Here is a 16,756-nt window from a genome sequence, read left to right on the forward strand (position 1 = left end):
TGTCGTGCATAGCGGTGGACTGTTGGCACAATTGTCCTTGGCTGTGTTGTCAGATCTTGCAACGGATGGGGAGGCAGGAACGACGGTGGCGGAACGGAGCACGGCTGCCGTCGGAGTGGCCAACGAGAGCGGCGACAAGCCGCTCACCGCTCACGCGGACAGTGCCACGGCCGACGAGGCGACCGACCTGAGCGAAGAGCAGGACGCACCGCAAAAAACCCTCCCCGAGGAGACAGCACCGACCAGGAACGCGCCGCCGGAGCTCCACAGCGGCCACAAGCTCGCCAGGCGGTACCGCCTGGAGGACTGCCTCACCCGTGTCGACGGCTTCAGCAGCTGGAAGGCCTTCGACGAGAAGCTCCGCCGCGCCGTGGGTATCCACATCCTGCCCGCCGACCACGGCCGCGCCCGCCTGGTGCTGGCCGCGGCCCGTTCGGCGGCACTGCTCGGCGACCCCCGCTTCGTCCAAGTCCTCGACGCCGTCGAGGAGAACGACCTGGTCTACGTCATCCATGAGTGGCTGCCCGACGCCCGTGAGCTGAGCGAGCTCATCGCCGTCGACCCGCTGGAGCCCCACGAGGCCTACCAGATGGTCAGCCAGGTCACCCAGGGCATGGCCGCCGCCCACCGCGAAGGCCTGGCCCACCTCCGGCTCAACCCCGACGCCGTGCTCCGCACCGAGGCCGGCCAGTACCGCATCCGCGGTCTGGCCGTCGCGGCCGCGCTGCGGGGCATCACCTCCGAGCGCCCGCAGCGCGAGGACACCGAGGCGATCGGCGCCCTGCTGTACGCGTCCCTGACGCAGCGCTGGCCGTACCCCGAGGACGCGTACGGGCTCAGCGGCCTGCCCAAGGACGTGGGTCTCGTCGCCCCGGACAAGGTGCGGGCGGGGATCCACCGGGGGCTGTCCGAGCTCGCCATGCGGGCCCTGGTCAACGACGGCGCCACGGCGTCCCGCGAGCCGGGCCCGTGCGCCACCCCGGAGGAGCTGGCGAAGGCGGTCGCCGCGACCCCCAAGATCCGGCCCCCGGAGCCGTCCACGGCCCCGTACTCGCGGACGACCTACCAGCAGGGCGCCTACCGCCAGCCCGTCTCCCACCCCTCCACGCATGTCACCACGGTGCTCCAGGCCACCCCGCCCCCGACCCTCACCGGGCGGACCGGGAAGGCCCTCAAGTGGTCCGTGTCGGCCCTCCTGATCGCCGCCCTCGGTCTCGGCAGCTGGCAGGTCGCCGAGACGCTCATGGACCGCGAGAACCAGTCCAAGGACGGCGGTACGACCACCTCCCACACCACGGGCGGCAGTGACAGCCCCAGCGGCACCGCACAGCTGACGTCCGGCAAGCCCGTCGCCATCACCGGGGCCCAGGACTTCGACCCGCTGGGTACCGACGGTTCGGAGAACCCCCGGGACGTGGGCAACGTCTACGACGGCAAGGCGTCCACCTTCTGGGAGACCAGTTGGTACACCCAGGCCGACCTCGGCGGCCTGAAGTCCGGTGTCGGCGTCATCGTCGACCTGGGCAGCGCCCAGCAGGTCGGCAAGGTGAAGGTCGACTTCATAGGGGACGACACCACCGCCGAGCTGATGGCCGCGGACGCGGGCGCCGACTCCATGCCGACCGCTCTCGACGACTTCACCAAGGTGGCCGACGCCTCCGGCGGCAAGGTCACCTTCCAGCCGGGCAAGGCGGTCAAGACCCGCTACCTCCTGGTCTGGCTGACCCGGCTCCCCCACACCGACGAGGGCAACTACCGCGGCCGGATCTCCGAGATCAAGGTCAGCGGCTAGCGGAAGAACGGGGGGAGTGTGCCGAAGCAGAACACGGGCGGGGAGGTCGCGGACAGCGACCTCCTCGCCCGTCATGTAGCGGGGGATCCGGACGCCTTCGCGGAGCTGGTCCGCCGGCACCGCGACCGGCTGTGGGCCGTGGCACTGCGGACGCTGGGGGACCGCGAGGAGGCCGCTGACGCCGTCCAGGACGCGCTGATCTCCGCCTTCCGGTCCGCCCATACCTTCCGCGGACAGTCCGCCGTCACGACGTGGCTGCACCGCATCACCGTGAACGCGTGCCTGGACCGCGCCCGCAAGGCGGCCTCCCGCCGGACCTCGTCGGTCCTCGACGAGAAGCAGTTCGAGGAGCTTCTCGAACCGCACGAGTCGGCGGCGGCACCGGCGGAGCGGGGGGAGCTCCATCGGGAGCTGCTCCAGGCCCTGGCGACGCTGCCGGCCGAACAGCGTGCCGCCCTCGTCCTGGTCGACATGCAGGGCTACCCCGTGGCGGAGGCCGCGGCCGTCCTGGACGTGCCGCCGGGGACGGTCAAGAGCAGGTGCGCCCGAGGGCGGGCACGGCTGCTGCCGCTCCTCACGCATCTGCGCGAAGGGCCCTGGAGTAGCCCCGATCGGGGTGGGGGAAGGAACCGGACGGAGAACGCATCCGTCCCAGAGACGGAGTCCGGGCCGGGCCACGGGATCACGAAGGGCGGAGGTGGACATCGATGACGTCACCGGCGGGAACGAACGAACATCCCGAGGTCGCCGAGATCTCGGACTTCACCGAGGGCATCCTGCCGCCCCAGCGGTCCGCCTCCATCCGAGGCCACCTCGACGACTGTCCTCTCTGCGCCGACGTACGCGACTCCCTGGAGGAGATCCGCGGACTGCTCGGCACGCTCCCCGGGCCGCCCCGGATGCCCGCGGACATCGCCGGCCGGATCGATGCCGCGCTCGCCGCAGAGGTCCTGCTGGACTCCACCGCCCCCGATGTTTCACGTGAAACATCACCCGTGGCGGCGGCGACGCATGTTTCACGTGAAACATCGCAGGGCGCCGGACGGGGACCCGTCGGCCGTGCCCCCGCCACGACCGGTCCGGGTCGCTCTCCGGTCCGCTCGCGCCGTAGCTGGCACAAGGGGCTGCTGCTGACCGTCTCGGCGATGGCGGTGCTCGGTCTCGGCGGGCTGGCCGCCGCCCTCGTGGAGTCCTCGTCCGGGCAGACCGACATGTCCGCCAACGCGGACACCAAGGACTCGGCGGCCGTCGCCGGCCAACCGGACGAGCGGGCCGAAGCGGCCGACCCACTCCGCACGCAGGTGCAGCAGCTCCTGTCGGGCGCTACGGCCAACCGCGCTCAAAGCAACCCCAACGCGGAGTCCCCCCTCATGGACGTCAACGGCATGCCGCCCTCATGCGTCCTGCGGGCGATCGGCCGTCCGGACGACGACACCCTGCTCGCCTCCCGTCGGGGGGCCTACGAGGGATCGGACTCCTACCTCGTCGTCCTCCCCCATCCCGGCGACCGGTCACTGGTCGACGCCTTCGTGGTGGATGCCTCCTGCACGGCCGCCACGCCGTCCGCAACGGGCACTCTGCTGCGTGAGGAGACATACCCTCGTTAGGGCCGGAGCGCTGGGAATGCGGGACCCGTAGGATCCGTTAGGCGGATACAACAGTCCCGCCGGGACACCGGCGCAGCTGGCAGACAGAGACGAGGAATGAACCCGTGAGCGACGTCCGAAACGTGATCATCATCGGTTCCGGGCCGGCGGGCTACACAGCCGCGCTGTACACCGCACGCGCCTCGCTGAAGCCTCTGGTCTTCGAGGGAGCGGTGACCGCCGGCGGTGCACTGATGACGACGACCGAGGTGGAGAACTTCCCCGGCTTCCGCGACGGCATCATGGGCCCGGACCTGATGGACAACATGCGCGCCCAGGCCGAGCGCTTTGGTGCCGAGCTGATCCCGGACGACATCATCGAGGTGAACCTCGACGGTGACATCAAGACCGTCACCGACTCCGCGGGCACCGTGCACCGGGCCAAGGCCGTGATCATCGCCACCGGCTCGCAGCACCGCAAGCTCGGCCTGCCCAACGAGGACGTCCTGTCCGGCCGCGGCGTCTCCTGGTGCGCCACCTGTGACGGCTTCTTCTTCAAGGACAACGACATCGCCGTGATCGGTGGCGGCGACACCGCGCTGGAGGAGGCGACCTTCCTCTCCCGGTTCGCCAAGACCGTGACGGTGGTCCACCGCCGTGACACCCTGCGTGCCTCCAAGGCCATGCAGGAGCGTGCCTTCGCCGACCCCAAGATCAAGTTCATCTGGGACAGCGAGGTCGACACGATCCACGGCGAGGGCAAGCTCGCCGGTCTGACGCTGCGCAACACCAAGACCGGCGAGACCTCGGAGCTTCCGGTCACCGGCCTGTTCATCGCGATCGGCCACGACCCGCGCACCGACCTCTTCAAGGGCATTCTCGACCTGGACGGCGAGGGTTACCTCAAGGTCGAGTCCCCCAGCACCCGCACACGGATCCCCGGTGTCTTCGCCGCGGGTGACGTGGTGGACCACACCTACCGTCAGGCCATCACGGCGGCCGGCACGGGCTGTTCCGCCGCACTGGACGCGGAGCGTTTCCTCGCCGCCCTGAGCGACGCGGAGGCCGAGCACACCCGCGAGCCCGAGCAGACCACCGCGGCAGTCTGACCTGCCCCCCACCGAAGTACCCGCACAACACCCCGAGGAGACACCCGTGGCCGGCAATACCAAGATCGTGACCGATGCGACCTTCGACGAGGAGGTCCTCGCCAGCGACAAGCCTGTCCTCGTCGACTTCTGGGCCGAGTGGTGCGGTCCCTGCCGCCAGATCGCCCCGTCCCTGGAGGCGATCGCGGCCGAGCACGCCGAGCAGATCACCATCGTCAAGCTGAACATCGACGAGAACCCGGTCACCGCCGCCAAGTACGGCGTCATGTCGATCCCGACCCTCAACGTCTACAAGGGCGGCGAGGTCGTGAAGACCATCGTCGGCGCCAAGCCGAAGGCCGCCATCGAGCGCGACCTCTCCGACTTCATCGGCTGACGCACCGGTCCTGACGACGGACAGCGAAAAGGCCCGCCCCTTTCTCCGGGGGCGGGCCTTTTCACGCTCTCACAGCGGGCGCAGTGCGGGTTCCTTCTGGACGGCTCCCAGCAGGCGGTCGATCGCCAACTCCACGTCCTCACGCCAGGAGATCGTCGTCCGCAGCTCCAGCCTCAGCCGGGGGAAACGCGGATGGGGGCGGACCGTCTTGAAGCCGACCGCCAGCAGATGCTCCGCCGGCAGCACGCACGCGGGCTCCTCCCACCGCGCGTCGCCGAACGCCTCGATCGCACGGAAGCCACGCCGCACCAGGTCCTTGGCGACAGTCTGCACCAGCACCCGGCCCAGTCCCTGGCCCTGGAAGCCCGGCATGATCCGTGCCGTCATCAGCTGCACCGCGTCGGCGGAGACGGGACTCGTGGGGAAGGCCGTGGAACGCGGCACGTATGCGGGCGGCGCGTAGAGCACAAAGCCGGCGGGAACCTCGTCCACATAGACGACCCGGCCGCACGATCCCCATTCCAGCAGGGCGGCCGATATCCAGGACTCCTTCTCCAGCTCCGGTTTCCCGGCCTGGACGGCGGCCTCACCGCTTACCGGGTCGAGTTCCCAGAAGACGCACGAGCGGCAGCGGTTGGGGAGATCCGGGAGGTTGTCCAGAGTGAGCGGAACGAGCCGACGCCCCATGAGGTCAGACCCTCGTTTCTGTCGTGGACCCAACTGCCGACGAAGCCACCCACCGCCCCCAGCCCCAGTCCCGCGGCCAGGAGAGCGGCCGTCTGCCAATCGTGCTCCACACCAGCGCGCCGCACCGATCGCATGGGGACCTCCGCCTCGGGGGGTCGTGCTCCATCTGGTAGGCATCGTATCCGCGGGAGGACATGTCCGACACCGGACAACGCCAACGGCCCAGCAAAAAGCGGGCCACATTCCCGGAAGGGAACGTGGCCCGCTGTCCTGTGCTGAGTCGGCCCTGAGGGCCGGGCGGTGAGGCCGGCCTCACTCCTCGTCTTCGTCGGTCTCCTCGGTGAGCGACCGCTGAAGGGTGTTGCTCTCGCCGGGAGCCATCGAACCGAGAATGCGCTCCAGATCTTCTATCGAGGCGAACTCGACGACGATCTTCCCGCGCTTCTGGCCGAGGTCCACCTTCACCCGGGTGTCGAAACGGTCCGACAGACGGAGCGCCAGATCGGTGAGAGCGGGGGAGACCCGCCTGCCGGCCCGTGGTGTCGCGGACTTCCGGACGGGTGCGGTCTCGGAGTTCATCACATGCACGATCTCCTCGACCGCACGCACCGACAGCCCCTCGGCCACGATCCGGCTGGCGAGCTTGTCCTGGTCCTCCACGTCCTCCAGGGCGAGCAGGGAGCGGGCGTGCCCGGCAGAGAGCACACCGGCCGCCACACGGCGCTGGACGGGCGCCGAGAGCTTCAGCAGCCGCAGGGTGTTGGAGACCTGGGAACGGGACCGGCCGATCCGGTCGGCCAGCTGCTCATGCGTACAGGCGAAGTCCTTCAGCAGCTGGTCGTAGGCGGCCGCCTCTTCCAGCGGGTTCAGCTGCGCCCGGTGCAGGTTCTCCAGCAGCGCGTCGAGGAGGAGCTTCTCGTCTTCGGTGGCACGGACGATCGCCGGAATGCGATCCAGCCCGGCCTCGCGGCTGGCCCGCCAGCGACGCTCACCCATGATGAGCTCGTAGCGGTCGGTGCCGGTCTGCCGGACCACCACCGGCTGCAGCAGACCGACTTCCTTGATGGAGGCGACGAGTTCGGCCAGGGCGTCCTCGTCGAAGACTTCACGCGGCTGCCGGGGGTTGGGGGTGATCGCGTCGAGCGGAACCTCCGCGAAGTACGCCCCCGCCACCGGAGCCGGCCCCTGGTCGACGGTCCCTTCCTGCGTTTCACGTGAAACAGGGATCTCCACGGTCCCACTGTGCTCAGGCAGAGCGGCAACCTTCGCCACCGCGATCCCCCGCTCCGGCGCCAGGACCGCCACAGCGGGAGCGGCCGCGGCCGCCGCCGTGGCCACCGCGGTCGCGGCTGCCTGGTCCGCACCGTTGGGTGCGGCAGGAATCAGCGCGCCAAGACCACGGCCGAGCCCTCTGCGTCGCTCACTCACTGGATCCCCTCCGTGCTGCTCTGTTCGTTGAACTCACTACCGCCCCCGAGACCCCGCATCGCCATCTCCCGCGCCGCCTCGAGATAGGACAGCGCCCCGCTGGACCCCGGGTCGTAGGTCAGCACGGTCTGACCGTAGCTGGGCGCCTCCGAGATGCGGACGGAGCGCGGAATGCTCGTGCTCAGCACTTCCTTGCCGAAGTGGGTGCGCACCTCCTCCGCGACCTGTGAGGCGAGCCGGGTCCGGCCGTCGTACATGGTGAGCAGGATGGTGGAGACGTGCAGCTTGGGATTGAGGTGGCCGCGCACCAGCTCCACGTTCCGCAGCAACTGCCCCAGACCTTCCAGCGCGTAGTACTCGCACTGGATCGGGATGAGCACCTCGGCGCCGGCCACCAGGGCGTTGACGGTCAGCAGACCGAGCGAGGGCGGACAGTCGATGAGGATGTAGTCGAGGGGCTGCTCATAGGACTCGATGGCCCGCTGCAGCCGGCTCTCTCGTGCCACCAGGGACACCAGCTCGATCTCCGCACCGGCGAGGTCGATCGTGGCGGGGGCACAGAACAGCCCCTCCACGTCCGGGACCGGCTGCACGACATCGGAGAGCGGCTTGCTCTCGACCAGGACGTCATAGATGGATGGCACCTCGGCGTGGTGGTCGATCCCCAGCGCCGTGGAGGCATTGCCCTGGGGGTCGAGGTCCACGACGAGTACCCGGGCCCCGTGGAGGGCCAGGGAGGCCGCCATGTTGACGGTCGTGGTCGTCTTGCCGACGCCGCCCTTCTGGTTGGCGACGACGATCACTCTGGTCTCGGCTGGGCGGGGGAGTCCTTCACCGGCCCGCCCCAGAGCCTCGACGGCCAGTTGGGCGGCTCGGCCGATGGGGGTGTCGTCCATCGGGGGCGGTGTTTCACGTGAAACATCCTCCCCGAACAGCTCGGTACGGGGACCGGGGACCGGATCGGCCATCGGTCCCGCGATGTTGGCGTCGGACCGCAAGGATTCACTCTCCTCGACTACAAGCTCGCAATGAACAGAGCCTGCCATGCTTTCGGGGTCGCGAACCAGTGAGGCCCGTTCTCCTGTGGATGAATCCTCCGGTCGGCTCGCCGGAGCGATCGATTCCGAGGCCCGTTGGGTCAGCGATTCGGCCGCCGCACGGGCGCGACCGAGGATTCCTGGAAGCAGAGAGCGCCGTTTCACGTGAAACACGATGCGCAGGCGCGCATCTGTTTCCTATCCGACACTCCGGGTTGTCCTGGTTTGACCGGTTGTATGGAGCACAGTCGGGGGATGTCGCCAACGTCACATTCAGCGCTGGCGACGGCGGTTGGCCCGGGCGGCCTTGGCGCGCCGGGTCGCGGCACGAACACCGCCGGGGCTCTCCCCCGCCAGCACTCGGACCACGGTGGACTGGGGGTCCACCACCCCTTCGCCGACCTGGACCACGGAGGTCTCGGCAGCACCGAGCCGGCTGAGCGCGGCCCGGGCGGCCTTCAGCTCCTCCGCAGCGGTGTCCCCCTTCAGCACGGCCATCTCGCCGTGCGGACGCAGCAGCGGCATCCCCCAGCCGGCCAGCCGGTCCAGCGGGGCCACCGCGCGGGCGGTCACGACATCCACCGGGGGCAGCTTGCCGATCATCTCCTCGGCCCGCCCACGCACCACCCCGACATTGTCCAGGCCGAGCAGCCGGACGGCCTCCTCCAGGAAGGTGGTCCGGCGCAGCAGCGGTTCCAGGAGCGTGATCGTGAGATCGGGGCGGCTCAGCGCCAGGGGAATGCCCGGCAGGCCCGCTCCGGAGCCGACGTCGCAGACCGAGGCGCCGTACGGGATCACCTCCGAGAGGACCGCACAGTTCAGCAGATGCCGCTCCCACAGCCGGGGAACCTCCCGCGGCCCGATGAGCCCGCGTCCCACCCCCGCGTCGGCCAGCAGCTCCGCGTAGCGCACCGCGTCCGCGAAACGCTCCCCGAAGACCTCCCGCGCCACTTCCGGCGCCGGGGGGAGCTCCGCCGCTGCTTCCGTCACGAGAACTGTCCTTCCGTAGTGCGGGGTCCTCAGAACCACGAGGGGCCGTCATCAGGCTGACAAGATTCGGCCCCGCCTGCGAGCAGACGGGGCCAGGTAGGTACGCCGGCGAACCGGAGCGGGAAGGCGATCAGGCGGGAAGAACGACCACGCGACGCTCGGGCTCCTCGCCCTCGGACTCGCTGCGCAGCCCCGCCGCGGCGACGGCGTCGTGCACGACCTTCCGCTCGAACGGCGTCATCGCCTTGAGCTTCACCGGCTGACCGCTCTCCTTGACCTCCTCGACGGCCTTGACGCCCAGGTCCGTCAGCTCGGTGCGCTTGCGCGCCCGGAAGCCGGCGATGTCCAGCATCAGCCGGCTCCGGTCACCGGTCTCCCGGTGCACCGCAAGGCGGGTGAGCTCCTGGAGTGCCTCCAGAACCTCGCCGTCCCGACCGACCAGCTTGTTCAGATCACGGCTCGACGACTCGCCGACGATGGAGACCGACGCGCGGTCGCCCTCGACGTCCATGTCGATGTCACCGTCGAGGTCTGCGATGTCCAGCAGCCCCTCGAGGTAATCGGCCGCGATCTCACCCTCCTGCTCGAGGCGGGTCAGCGCGTCGGTGGTGTTGCCGTCCGTCACGACGGGGCTCCTCTACTACTTCTTCTTCGACAGGTTCGGCTTGTCCGCACCACTGCTGGGCCTCGGCGGCTTGTTGCCCGCGGCGCCACCACCGCCCTGCTTGGGCTTGCTGCTGCCCGCGGCCGGCTGGGCGGACCCGCCCGTCTGGCGCTGGGACTTGGTCTGCCGCTTGGGCTGCGCGCGCTTCACCGGGGCGACGTCCTGCGCCTCCTTGGCGGCGACAGGCTCCTCCTTGAGCATGCCCTTGGCCTTCAGGCGCTCCTGGCGCTGGTTGTAGGCCAGGCTGCCCGGCGTCGGGTTGCGGCGGATGACGAACATCTGCTGGCCCATGGTCCACACGTTGGTGGTCAGCCAGTAAATGAGGACACCGACCGGGAAGTTGATACCGAAGACGGCGAACATGATCGGGAAGACGTACATCAGCATCTTCTGCTGCTGCATGAACGGGGTCTTCACCGTCATGTCGACGTTCTTGGTCATCAGCTGGCGCTGCGTGTAGAACTGCGAGGCCGACATCAGAACGATCATGACGATCGTGACGATGCGCACGTCGGTCACGGAGGCACCGAGCGAGGCGAGCTTGTCGGCGCCGTCGGTGAACTTCGCGGCGAGCGGGGCGCCGAAGATGTGGGCCTTCTGGGCGCTGGCGACCTGCTGCGCGCTGAGCACACCGACCTGGTGGCCCTGCGCGATGTTGCTGAGGACGTGGTACAGCGAGAAGAAGAAGGGCGACTGCGCCAGGATCGGAAGGCACGAGGAGAGCGGGTTGGTGCCCGTCTCCTTGTACAGCTTCATCATCTCTTCGGACTGGCGCTGTTTGTCGTTCTTGTAGCGCTCCTGGATCGCCTTCATCTTCGGCTGGAGCGCCTGCATGTTCCGGGTCGCCTTGATCTGCTTCACGAAGAGCGGGATCAGGCAGATCCGGATCAGGACCACCAGTGAGACGATCGACAGACCCCAGGCCAATCCGCTGTCCTTGTCAAAGACAAGGCCGTACAGCGAGTGGAACTGGACAATGATCCACGAAACTGCGTCGTAGAGGGGGTTCAAGATCCCCACGGTCAGGCTCCTTGGGCATTAGGGGTCTCGACGGGCTCGGGAGTAGCGGACCCGCCTGCCGTGCCGCCCCGGAGGGCTTCACGCAGGCGAGCGTGCCACGGCGGTCGCTTACGGGGCGGGACATGGTCCACGCCGCCCAGCGACCACGGGTTGCAACGCAGGATCCGCCACGCGGTCAAGGCGGTGCCCTTGATCGCGCCATGCCGATCGATCGCCGTATACCCGTAGTGAGAACACGAGGGGTAGTACTTGCAGACCGGACCGAGCAACGGGCTGATGGTCCACTGATAAATCTTGATCAACACCAACAGCGGGTACTTCATCTCGCCACCCCCAGGAGCCTCCCGAGGGCGGCATCCAGGTCTCGGGCCAGCTGTGAATGGTCTGCGTCACCCGCACCGGGCAGCGCTCGTACGACTACCAGGCTACCGGGGGGCAGCACGGACAGACGTTCGCGAACAAGGTGACGAAGTCGACGCTTGACCAGGTTCCGGGTCACAGCGCCTCCGACGGCCTTGCTGACAACGAAACCCGCACGCGCCGGGGGAGCACTTCCCCCCGCCGCGTGCGGGTCCTTTGTCTCACTGTCGGTGCGCAGGTGGACGACCAGCAGGGGTCGTCCGGCCCGCCGTCCTCGACGTACCGCGCTCGCGAAGTCCTGTCGCCGCCTCAGCCGATTCTCGGTGGGCAGCACGACATCACACCTCGCGCTTCGGTGCGATCAGGCGGACAGACGGGCGCGGCCCTTGCTACGGCGGGTCGCGAGGATGGCGCGGCCGGCACGCGTACGCATGCGCAGCCGGAAGCCGTGGGTCTTGGCGCGACGACGGTTGTTCGGCTGGAAGGTGCGCTTGCTCACTCGGGGGCTCCAGGATGAATCGTGTGTTGGCGGGGCGTCGCCTGGCTGTCACCGTGCGCCCACGAGAAACTCGCGGAACATCCCAGGTGTGCACCGCTCAACGATCACCACGGTGATCCTCGCCCATCGGTAGGCAGGCGGCAGCAGCCATCGACAACTCGACCTGGTTACGGTACGCGCGGCTGAGGCATCAGGTCAAACCAGCGGGCCCGGCGGCCCGTGGGCGCCGCCATACGGACGTGGTTTTGCACACCCTGTGGACAACGACTTGAACCAGGCAGGCCCGGCTGACTACCGTGGCGGAACCCCAAAACATTCCCGTCCGTCCCAAGAACCACACCTTCGTGGGACCCATCGGCACCGACCAGCGACCGAGAGAGCGTGCCCTGTGGCTGACGTAACTGCCGATCTTGCCTCAGTCTGGCCAAGGGTCCTGCAGAAACTCCTAGTCGACGGCGACGATCTGAAGCCGAAGGACGCGGACTGGCTCCAGCGCACGCAGCCGCTCGCCCTGGTCGCGGGTACCGCCGTGCTCTCGGCTCCCAACGAGTTCGCCAAGAGCGTGCTGGAGGGACGACTCCTCCCGCTGATCACCGAAGTGCTCAGCCGTGAGTTCGGTCACCCGGTGGGCATCGCCATCGCCGTCGCCTCGGGCAGCGAGCAGGAGGCGGCTCCTCCGCCGCCGCCCGCCCACGAGATGCCGCAGGGGCCGTACGACCCCGAGCCGTCCCCCTACGACGAGCCGCAGCACGGCTACGGGGAAGGCCCGCGCATGCGCCGCGCCTACCCCGAGCACCAGGCCGGCGCCCCCGGCGGCTGGCCGCCCCGCGGTCCCGAGGACCACTGGCAGCAGCAGCGGCTCGCCGACTTCCAGGAGCGCGAGCCCTATCCGTCGCCCCCGTCGCGCTACGAGATGCCGCCGGCGCACCAGGTCCCGCCCCGCCGCGAGCCCCCCGCGACCCCGTTGCCCCCGATGCCGGCCCCCCGCACACCGGGCGGCCACAACGGTGGCGGTCCCGTCGGCCCCGGAGGGCACGGCAACCACAACAGCCACAGCAACCACGGCGGCCACAGCGCTCATTCCGGCCACAGCGGCGGCCCGGGCGCGGGCCCGGGGGGCATGGGCACGGGTTCGGGCGGCTCCGGCGGACCTGCCGAACCGACCGCCCGGCTGAACCCCAAGTACCTCTTCGACACCTTCGTCATCGGCGCCTCCAACCGCTTCGCGCACGCCGCGGCGGTGGCGGTCGCCGAGGCGCCGGCCAAGGCGTACAACCCGCTGTTCATCTACGGCGAGTCCGGCCTCGGCAAGACCCACCTGCTGCACGCCATCGGGCACTACGCGCGGAGCCTGTACCCGGGGACCCGGGTCCGGTACGTGAGCTCGGAGGAGTTCACCAACGAGTTCATCAACTCCATCCGCGACGGCAAGGCGGACGCGTTCCGCAAGCGGTACCGCGACATGGACATCCTGCTCGTCGACGACATCCAGTTCCTGGCGAGCAAGGAGTCGACGCAGGAGGAGTTCTTCCACACCTTCAACACCCTGCACAACGCGAACAAGCAGATCGTGCTCTCCTCGGACCGGCCGCCCAAGCAGCTGGTCACCCTGGAGGACCGGCTGCGCAACCGCTTCGAGTGGGGCCTGATCACCGACGTCCAGCCGCCGGAGCTGGAGACGCGGATCGCGATCCTGCGCAAGAAGGCCGTGCAGGAGCAGCTCAACGCCCCGCCGGAGGTGCTGGAGTTCATCGCCTCCCGGATCTCGCGCAACATCCGCGAGCTGGAGGGCGCGCTGATCCGGGTGACCGCGTTCGCGAGCCTCAACCGGCAGCCGGTGGACCTCCAGCTGACCGAGATCGTGCTCAAGGACCTGATCCCGGGCGGCGAGGACTCCGTTCCGGAGATCAGCGGCCAGGCGATCATGGCGGAGACGGCCTCGTACTTCGGGCTGGACGTGGAGGACCTCTCCGGCTCCTCCCGCAGCCGGGTGCTGGTCACGGCGCGCCAGATCGCCATGTACCTGTGCCGTGAGCTCACGGATCTGTCGCTGCCGAAGATCGGCGCGCTGTTCGGCGGCCGTGACCACACGACGGTGATGCACGCCGACCGGAAGATCCGTTCCCTCATGGCCGAGCGGCGGTCCATCTACAACCAGGTCACCGAGCTCACCAACCGCATCAAGAGCTGACCGCGGTCCTTTGCCGGCCGTCTCCTGCCGGCCGTTTCAGCGGCCTCCACGGCTTCCGTACGTCCTCAGCATCTCCTCAGCGCCCCGGGGCCAACTCCCGGGGCGCTTCGCTTTGTTCGAACGCGCCGGCCGTGAGCCGGGCACAGGAACGTCTCTCCACAGCGACGGCCGGGTTTTCCCCGTCCACAGCCTGGGGATGCCCGAGTTGTCCAGAACTCGTCCACAGCCGGGGCTGTGGGAGACTCATCGCGCCTGCTGGGAGGCGTGTGGATTTGTGGGCAACCCGGATCCACAGACTGTGGACGTGCGGACGGCCTCCGGGGACGTCCACGAAGTTGTCCACCGGTCGCCCACAGGATCGGGGCGGTTGTCCCCACATCCGGGTGGCTTCTCCACAGTTCTGTCCACTGTTCGGCAACCCGACACGGCCCATCACCGGTCGGAGTGAACCGCGTCACACCAACGTGGTGGGTTGGGCTGGGGAGAACCTGGGTATTCCTGGGGACAGGGCTGGGGAGAACCGGCACCGACCTGTGCATCGGGTGTGCACAACGTCGGGCTGTCCACAGACGGGGCTGTTTGTCCACGGGCTCCACCCACAGGCGCGGTGGACAAAAAACGCGGCCTGACCTGCGCAGGAACCACTTATCCACGGTATCCACACCCCCTATTACTACGACCAGGGATAGATACCGGGAGACCTGCTTCGAAGCGGGGCCTGTGCACAAACGAGCCGTCGACCGCCCGACCCCTCCCGCTCCGGCTTGACCCCAACGCGCACCGCATGTCGGTGGCGGCTGTCAGACTGTTCCCCGGCAAGAGGGCCAGCAGGGCCAAGAGACAGTCGGCCACAGACAGCCAGCAACAGCAGGAGGCGGTTCCGGTGAAGATCCGGGTGGAGCGCGATGTACTCGCGGAGGCAGTGGCCTGGGCGGCCCGCAGTCTCCCGGCCCGTCCCCCGGTGCCGGTCCTTGCGGGGCTGCTGCTGAAGGCCGAGGAGGGCCAGCTGAGCCTGTCCGGCTTCGACTACGAGGTCTCGGCCCGGGTCTCCGTCGAGGCCGACGTCGAGGAGGACGGCACCGTCCTGGTCTCCGGCCGGCTGCTCGCCGACATCTCGCGGGCACTTCCCAACAGGCCTGTGGAGATCTCCACCGACGGTGTGCGCGTGAGCGTCGTCTGCGGCAGCTCGCGATTCACACTCCACACCCTGCCTGTGGACGAGTACCCGGCACTGCCCGCGATGCCGACCGCCTCCGGCACGGTCCCCGGCGAGGTCTTCGCCGCGGCCGCCGCCCAGGTCGCGATCGCCGCCGGCCGTGACGACACCCTCCCGGTGCTCACGGGTGTGCGGATCGAGATCGAGGGCGACACCGTCACCCTGGCCGCCACCGACCGCTACCGCTTCGCGGTCCGCGAGTTCCTGTGGAAGCCGGAGACCCCGGACATCTCCGCGGTCGCCCTGGTGCCCGCCAAGACGCTCCTGGACACCGCCAAGTCGCTCACCAACGGCGACTCCGTCTCCATCGCCCTGGCCGGCTCCGGCGCGGGCGAGGGCCTGATCGGCTTCGAGGGCGCGGGCCGCCGTACGACGACCCGGCTGCTCGAGGGCGACCTGCCGAAGTACCGCACGCTCTTCCCGACCGAGTTCAACTCCGTCGCCGTCATCGAGACCGCCCCGTTCGTCGAGGCCGTCAAGCGCGTCGCCCTGGTGGCCGAGCGCAACACGCCGGTGCGGCTGAGCTTCGAGCAGGGCGTGCTGACCCTGGAGGCCGGGTCCAGCGACGACGCACAGGCTGTGGAGCGGGTGGACGCCAAGCTGGACGGCGACGACATCTCGATCGCCTTCAACCCGACGTTCCTGCTGGACGGTCTGAGCGCGATCGACTCCCCCGTGGCGCAGTTGTCGTTCACCACGTCGACCAAGCCCGCGCTGCTGAGCGGCCGTCCGGCGGCCGACGCCGAGGCGGACGATGCGTACAAGTACCTCATCATGCCGGTCCGGCTGTCCGGCTGATGCGAGGCCTGTCCGGTCACGTCGGCCCTCAGGGGCCGACGTAGGCTCGACCTAGGTCAGGCAGGCTTCGAACGAAGGATCAACGATGGAGCTCGGTCTCATCGGTCTCGGCAAGATGGGCGGGAACATGCGCACCCGCATCCGCCAGGCCGGACACACTGTCGTCGGCTACGACCGCAACCCGGACCTCGCCGACGTCCACAGCCTGCAGGAACTTGTGGACAAGCTGGCGGCGCCGCGTGTGGTGTGGGTGATGGTGCCGGCCGGTGCCGCGACGCAGTCCACCATCGACGAGCTGGGCGAGCTGCTGTCCCCCGGGGACGTGGTGGTCGACGGCGGCAACTCCCGCTGGACGGACGACGAGAAGCACGCCGAGGAGCTGGCGGCCAAGGGCATCGGCTTTGTCGACTGCGGTGTCTCCGGTGGCGTCTGGGGCCTGCAGAACGGCTACGCGCTGATGTACGGCGGCGACGCCGAGCACGTCGAGAAGGTCCAGCCGGTCTTCAACGCCCTCAAGCCGGTGGGCAACTTCGGGTCGGTGCACGCGGGCAAGGTCGGCGCCGGCCACTTCGCGAAGATGGTCCACAACGGCATCGAGTACGCCATGATGCAGGCCTACGCCGAGGGCTGGGAGCTGCTGGAGAAGGTCGACTCCGTCACCGACGTGCGCGAGGTCTTCCGCTCCTGGCAGGAGGGCACGGTCATCCGCTCCTGGCTGCTGGACCTGGCCGTCAACGCCCTGGACGACGACGAGCACCTGGGCAAGCTCAAGGGCTTCGCCGAGGACTCCGGCGAGGGCCGCTGGACCGTCGAGGCGGCCATCGACCACGCCGTGCCGCTGCCCGCGATCACCGCGTCGCTCTTCGCGCGCTTCGCCTCGCGCCAGGACGACTCCCCGCAGATGAAGATGATCGCCGCGCTGCGCAACCAGTTCGGCGGCCACGCCGTCGAGTCCAAGAAGTAGCCGCCCCGGCGGTCATGTCCACCGGGTGCCCAGCGCGCC

The 16,756-nt window shown here is 69.1% G+C and carries 16 protein-coding genes and 1 pseudogene; 8 read left to right on the forward strand and 9 right to left on the reverse strand.

Features of this window, described 5'->3' with window-relative positions:
* Positions 1-85 precede the first annotated feature (85 nt).
* The 5 genes from ABZ883_RS09985 to trxA all read left to right on the forward strand — a co-directional run bounded on the left by ABZ883_RS09985 (position 86) and on the right by trxA (position 4,863).
* Positions 86-1,792 carry a protein kinase family protein gene (locus ABZ883_RS09985; RefSeq protein ID WP_360904484.1) on the forward strand — a complete coding sequence of 569 codons (1,707 nt, stop codon included), beginning with the start codon at positions 86-88 and terminating at the stop codon, positions 1,790-1,792.
* Between the two features lie 18 nt (positions 1,793-1,810).
* Positions 1,811-2,503 carry an RNA polymerase sigma factor SigM gene (gene sigM, locus ABZ883_RS09990; protein WP_360904487.1) on the forward strand — a complete coding sequence of 231 codons (693 nt, stop codon included), beginning with the start codon at positions 1,811-1,813 and terminating at the stop codon, positions 2,501-2,503.
* Positions 2,500-3,399: a hypothetical protein gene (locus tag ABZ883_RS09995; RefSeq protein ID WP_360904490.1), complete on the forward strand. Its 900-nt coding sequence runs from the start codon at positions 2,500-2,502 to the stop codon at positions 3,397-3,399. The genes sigM and ABZ883_RS09995 overlap by 4 nt, the downstream gene beginning before the upstream one ends.
* A gap of 104 nt (positions 3,400-3,503) precedes the next feature.
* Positions 3,504-4,487, forward strand: coding sequence for a thioredoxin-disulfide reductase (gene trxB / locus ABZ883_RS10000; protein WP_360904493.1), 984 nt, complete (start codon positions 3,504-3,506; stop codon positions 4,485-4,487).
* A gap of 46 nt (positions 4,488-4,533) precedes the next feature.
* On the forward strand, positions 4,534-4,863 hold the full coding sequence (trxA, locus tag ABZ883_RS10005) for a thioredoxin (RefSeq protein WP_319663357.1): 330 nt from the start codon (positions 4,534-4,536) through the stop codon (positions 4,861-4,863).
* 69 nt (positions 4,864-4,932) lie between these two features.
* Here the strand turns inward: trxA and ABZ883_RS10010 are convergent, their stop codons facing one another.
* The 9 genes from ABZ883_RS10010 to rpmH all read right to left on the reverse strand — a co-directional run bounded on the left by ABZ883_RS10010 (position 4,933) and on the right by rpmH (position 11,548).
* Positions 4,933-5,550, reverse strand: a complete 618-nt coding sequence (locus ABZ883_RS10010) for a GNAT family N-acetyltransferase (protein ID WP_360904497.1) — start codon at positions 5,548-5,550, stop codon at positions 4,933-4,935.
* A gap of 312 nt (positions 5,551-5,862) precedes the next feature.
* Positions 5,863-6,978: a ParB/RepB/Spo0J family partition protein gene (locus tag ABZ883_RS10015; RefSeq protein ID WP_360904500.1), complete on the reverse strand. Its 1,116-nt coding sequence runs from the start codon at positions 6,976-6,978 to the stop codon at positions 5,863-5,865.
* A complete protein-coding gene (locus ABZ883_RS10020; RefSeq protein ID WP_360904503.1) occupies positions 6,975-8,024 on the reverse strand; it encodes a ParA family protein in 1,050 nt (349 codons plus the stop codon). Before ABZ883_RS10020 ends, ABZ883_RS10015 begins: the two co-directional genes overlap by 4 nt.
* A gap of 264 nt (positions 8,025-8,288) precedes the next feature.
* Positions 8,289-9,005 carry a 16S rRNA (guanine(527)-N(7))-methyltransferase RsmG gene (gene rsmG / locus ABZ883_RS10025; RefSeq protein WP_360904506.1) on the reverse strand — a complete coding sequence of 239 codons (717 nt, stop codon included), beginning with the start codon at positions 9,003-9,005 and terminating at the stop codon, positions 8,289-8,291.
* Positions 9,006-9,135: 130 nt separating this feature from the next.
* The gene (locus ABZ883_RS10030; RefSeq protein WP_360904509.1) at positions 9,136-9,630 is read right to left on the reverse strand and encodes a R3H domain-containing nucleic acid-binding protein; all 495 of its coding nucleotides are present in this window, start codon (positions 9,628-9,630) and stop codon (positions 9,136-9,138) included.
* A gap of 15 nt (positions 9,631-9,645) precedes the next feature.
* Positions 9,646-10,689 carry a membrane protein insertase YidC gene (gene yidC / locus ABZ883_RS10035; protein WP_360904512.1) on the reverse strand — a complete coding sequence of 348 codons (1,044 nt, stop codon included), beginning with the start codon at positions 10,687-10,689 and terminating at the stop codon, positions 9,646-9,648.
* 2 nt (positions 10,690-10,691) lie between these two features.
* Positions 10,692-11,012 carry a membrane protein insertion efficiency factor YidD gene (yidD, locus tag ABZ883_RS10040; RefSeq protein ID WP_360904515.1) on the reverse strand — a complete coding sequence of 107 codons (321 nt, stop codon included), beginning with the start codon at positions 11,010-11,012 and terminating at the stop codon, positions 10,692-10,694.
* A complete protein-coding gene (gene rnpA / locus ABZ883_RS10045) occupies positions 11,009-11,383 on the reverse strand; it encodes a ribonuclease P protein component (protein ID WP_360904518.1) in 375 nt (124 codons plus the stop codon). Before rnpA ends, yidD begins: the two co-directional genes overlap by 4 nt.
* Before the next feature lie 27 nt (positions 11,384-11,410).
* A complete protein-coding gene (gene rpmH / locus ABZ883_RS10050) occupies positions 11,411-11,548 on the reverse strand; it encodes a 50S ribosomal protein L34 (RefSeq protein ID WP_003975051.1) in 138 nt (45 codons plus the stop codon).
* A 388-nt stretch (positions 11,549-11,936) separates the two neighbouring features.
* Here rpmH and dnaA point away from each other — a divergent pair, with 388 nt between their 5' ends.
* The 3 genes and pseudogenes from dnaA to gnd form a co-directional block, all read left to right on the forward strand.
* Positions 11,937-13,739 carry a chromosomal replication initiator protein DnaA gene (dnaA, locus tag ABZ883_RS10055; protein WP_360904522.1) on the forward strand — a complete coding sequence of 601 codons (1,803 nt, stop codon included), beginning with the start codon at positions 11,937-11,939 and terminating at the stop codon, positions 13,737-13,739.
* A gap of 883 nt (positions 13,740-14,622) precedes the next feature.
* On the forward strand, positions 14,623-15,753 hold the full coding sequence (gene dnaN, locus ABZ883_RS10060) for a DNA polymerase III subunit beta (protein ID WP_360904525.1): 1,131 nt from the start codon (positions 14,623-14,625) through the stop codon (positions 15,751-15,753).
* Positions 15,754-15,835: 82 nt separating this feature from the next.
* Positions 15,836-16,717 (forward strand): annotated as a pseudogene (gnd, locus tag ABZ883_RS10065) (phosphogluconate dehydrogenase (NAD(+)-dependent, decarboxylating)); the annotation flags it as partial.
* Positions 16,718-16,756 lie beyond the last annotated feature (39 nt).

It is taken from the genome of Streptomyces sp. NPDC046977, assembly GCF_040644455.1.
Taxonomy (GTDB): domain Bacteria; phylum Actinomycetota; class Actinomycetes; order Streptomycetales; family Streptomycetaceae; genus Actinacidiphila.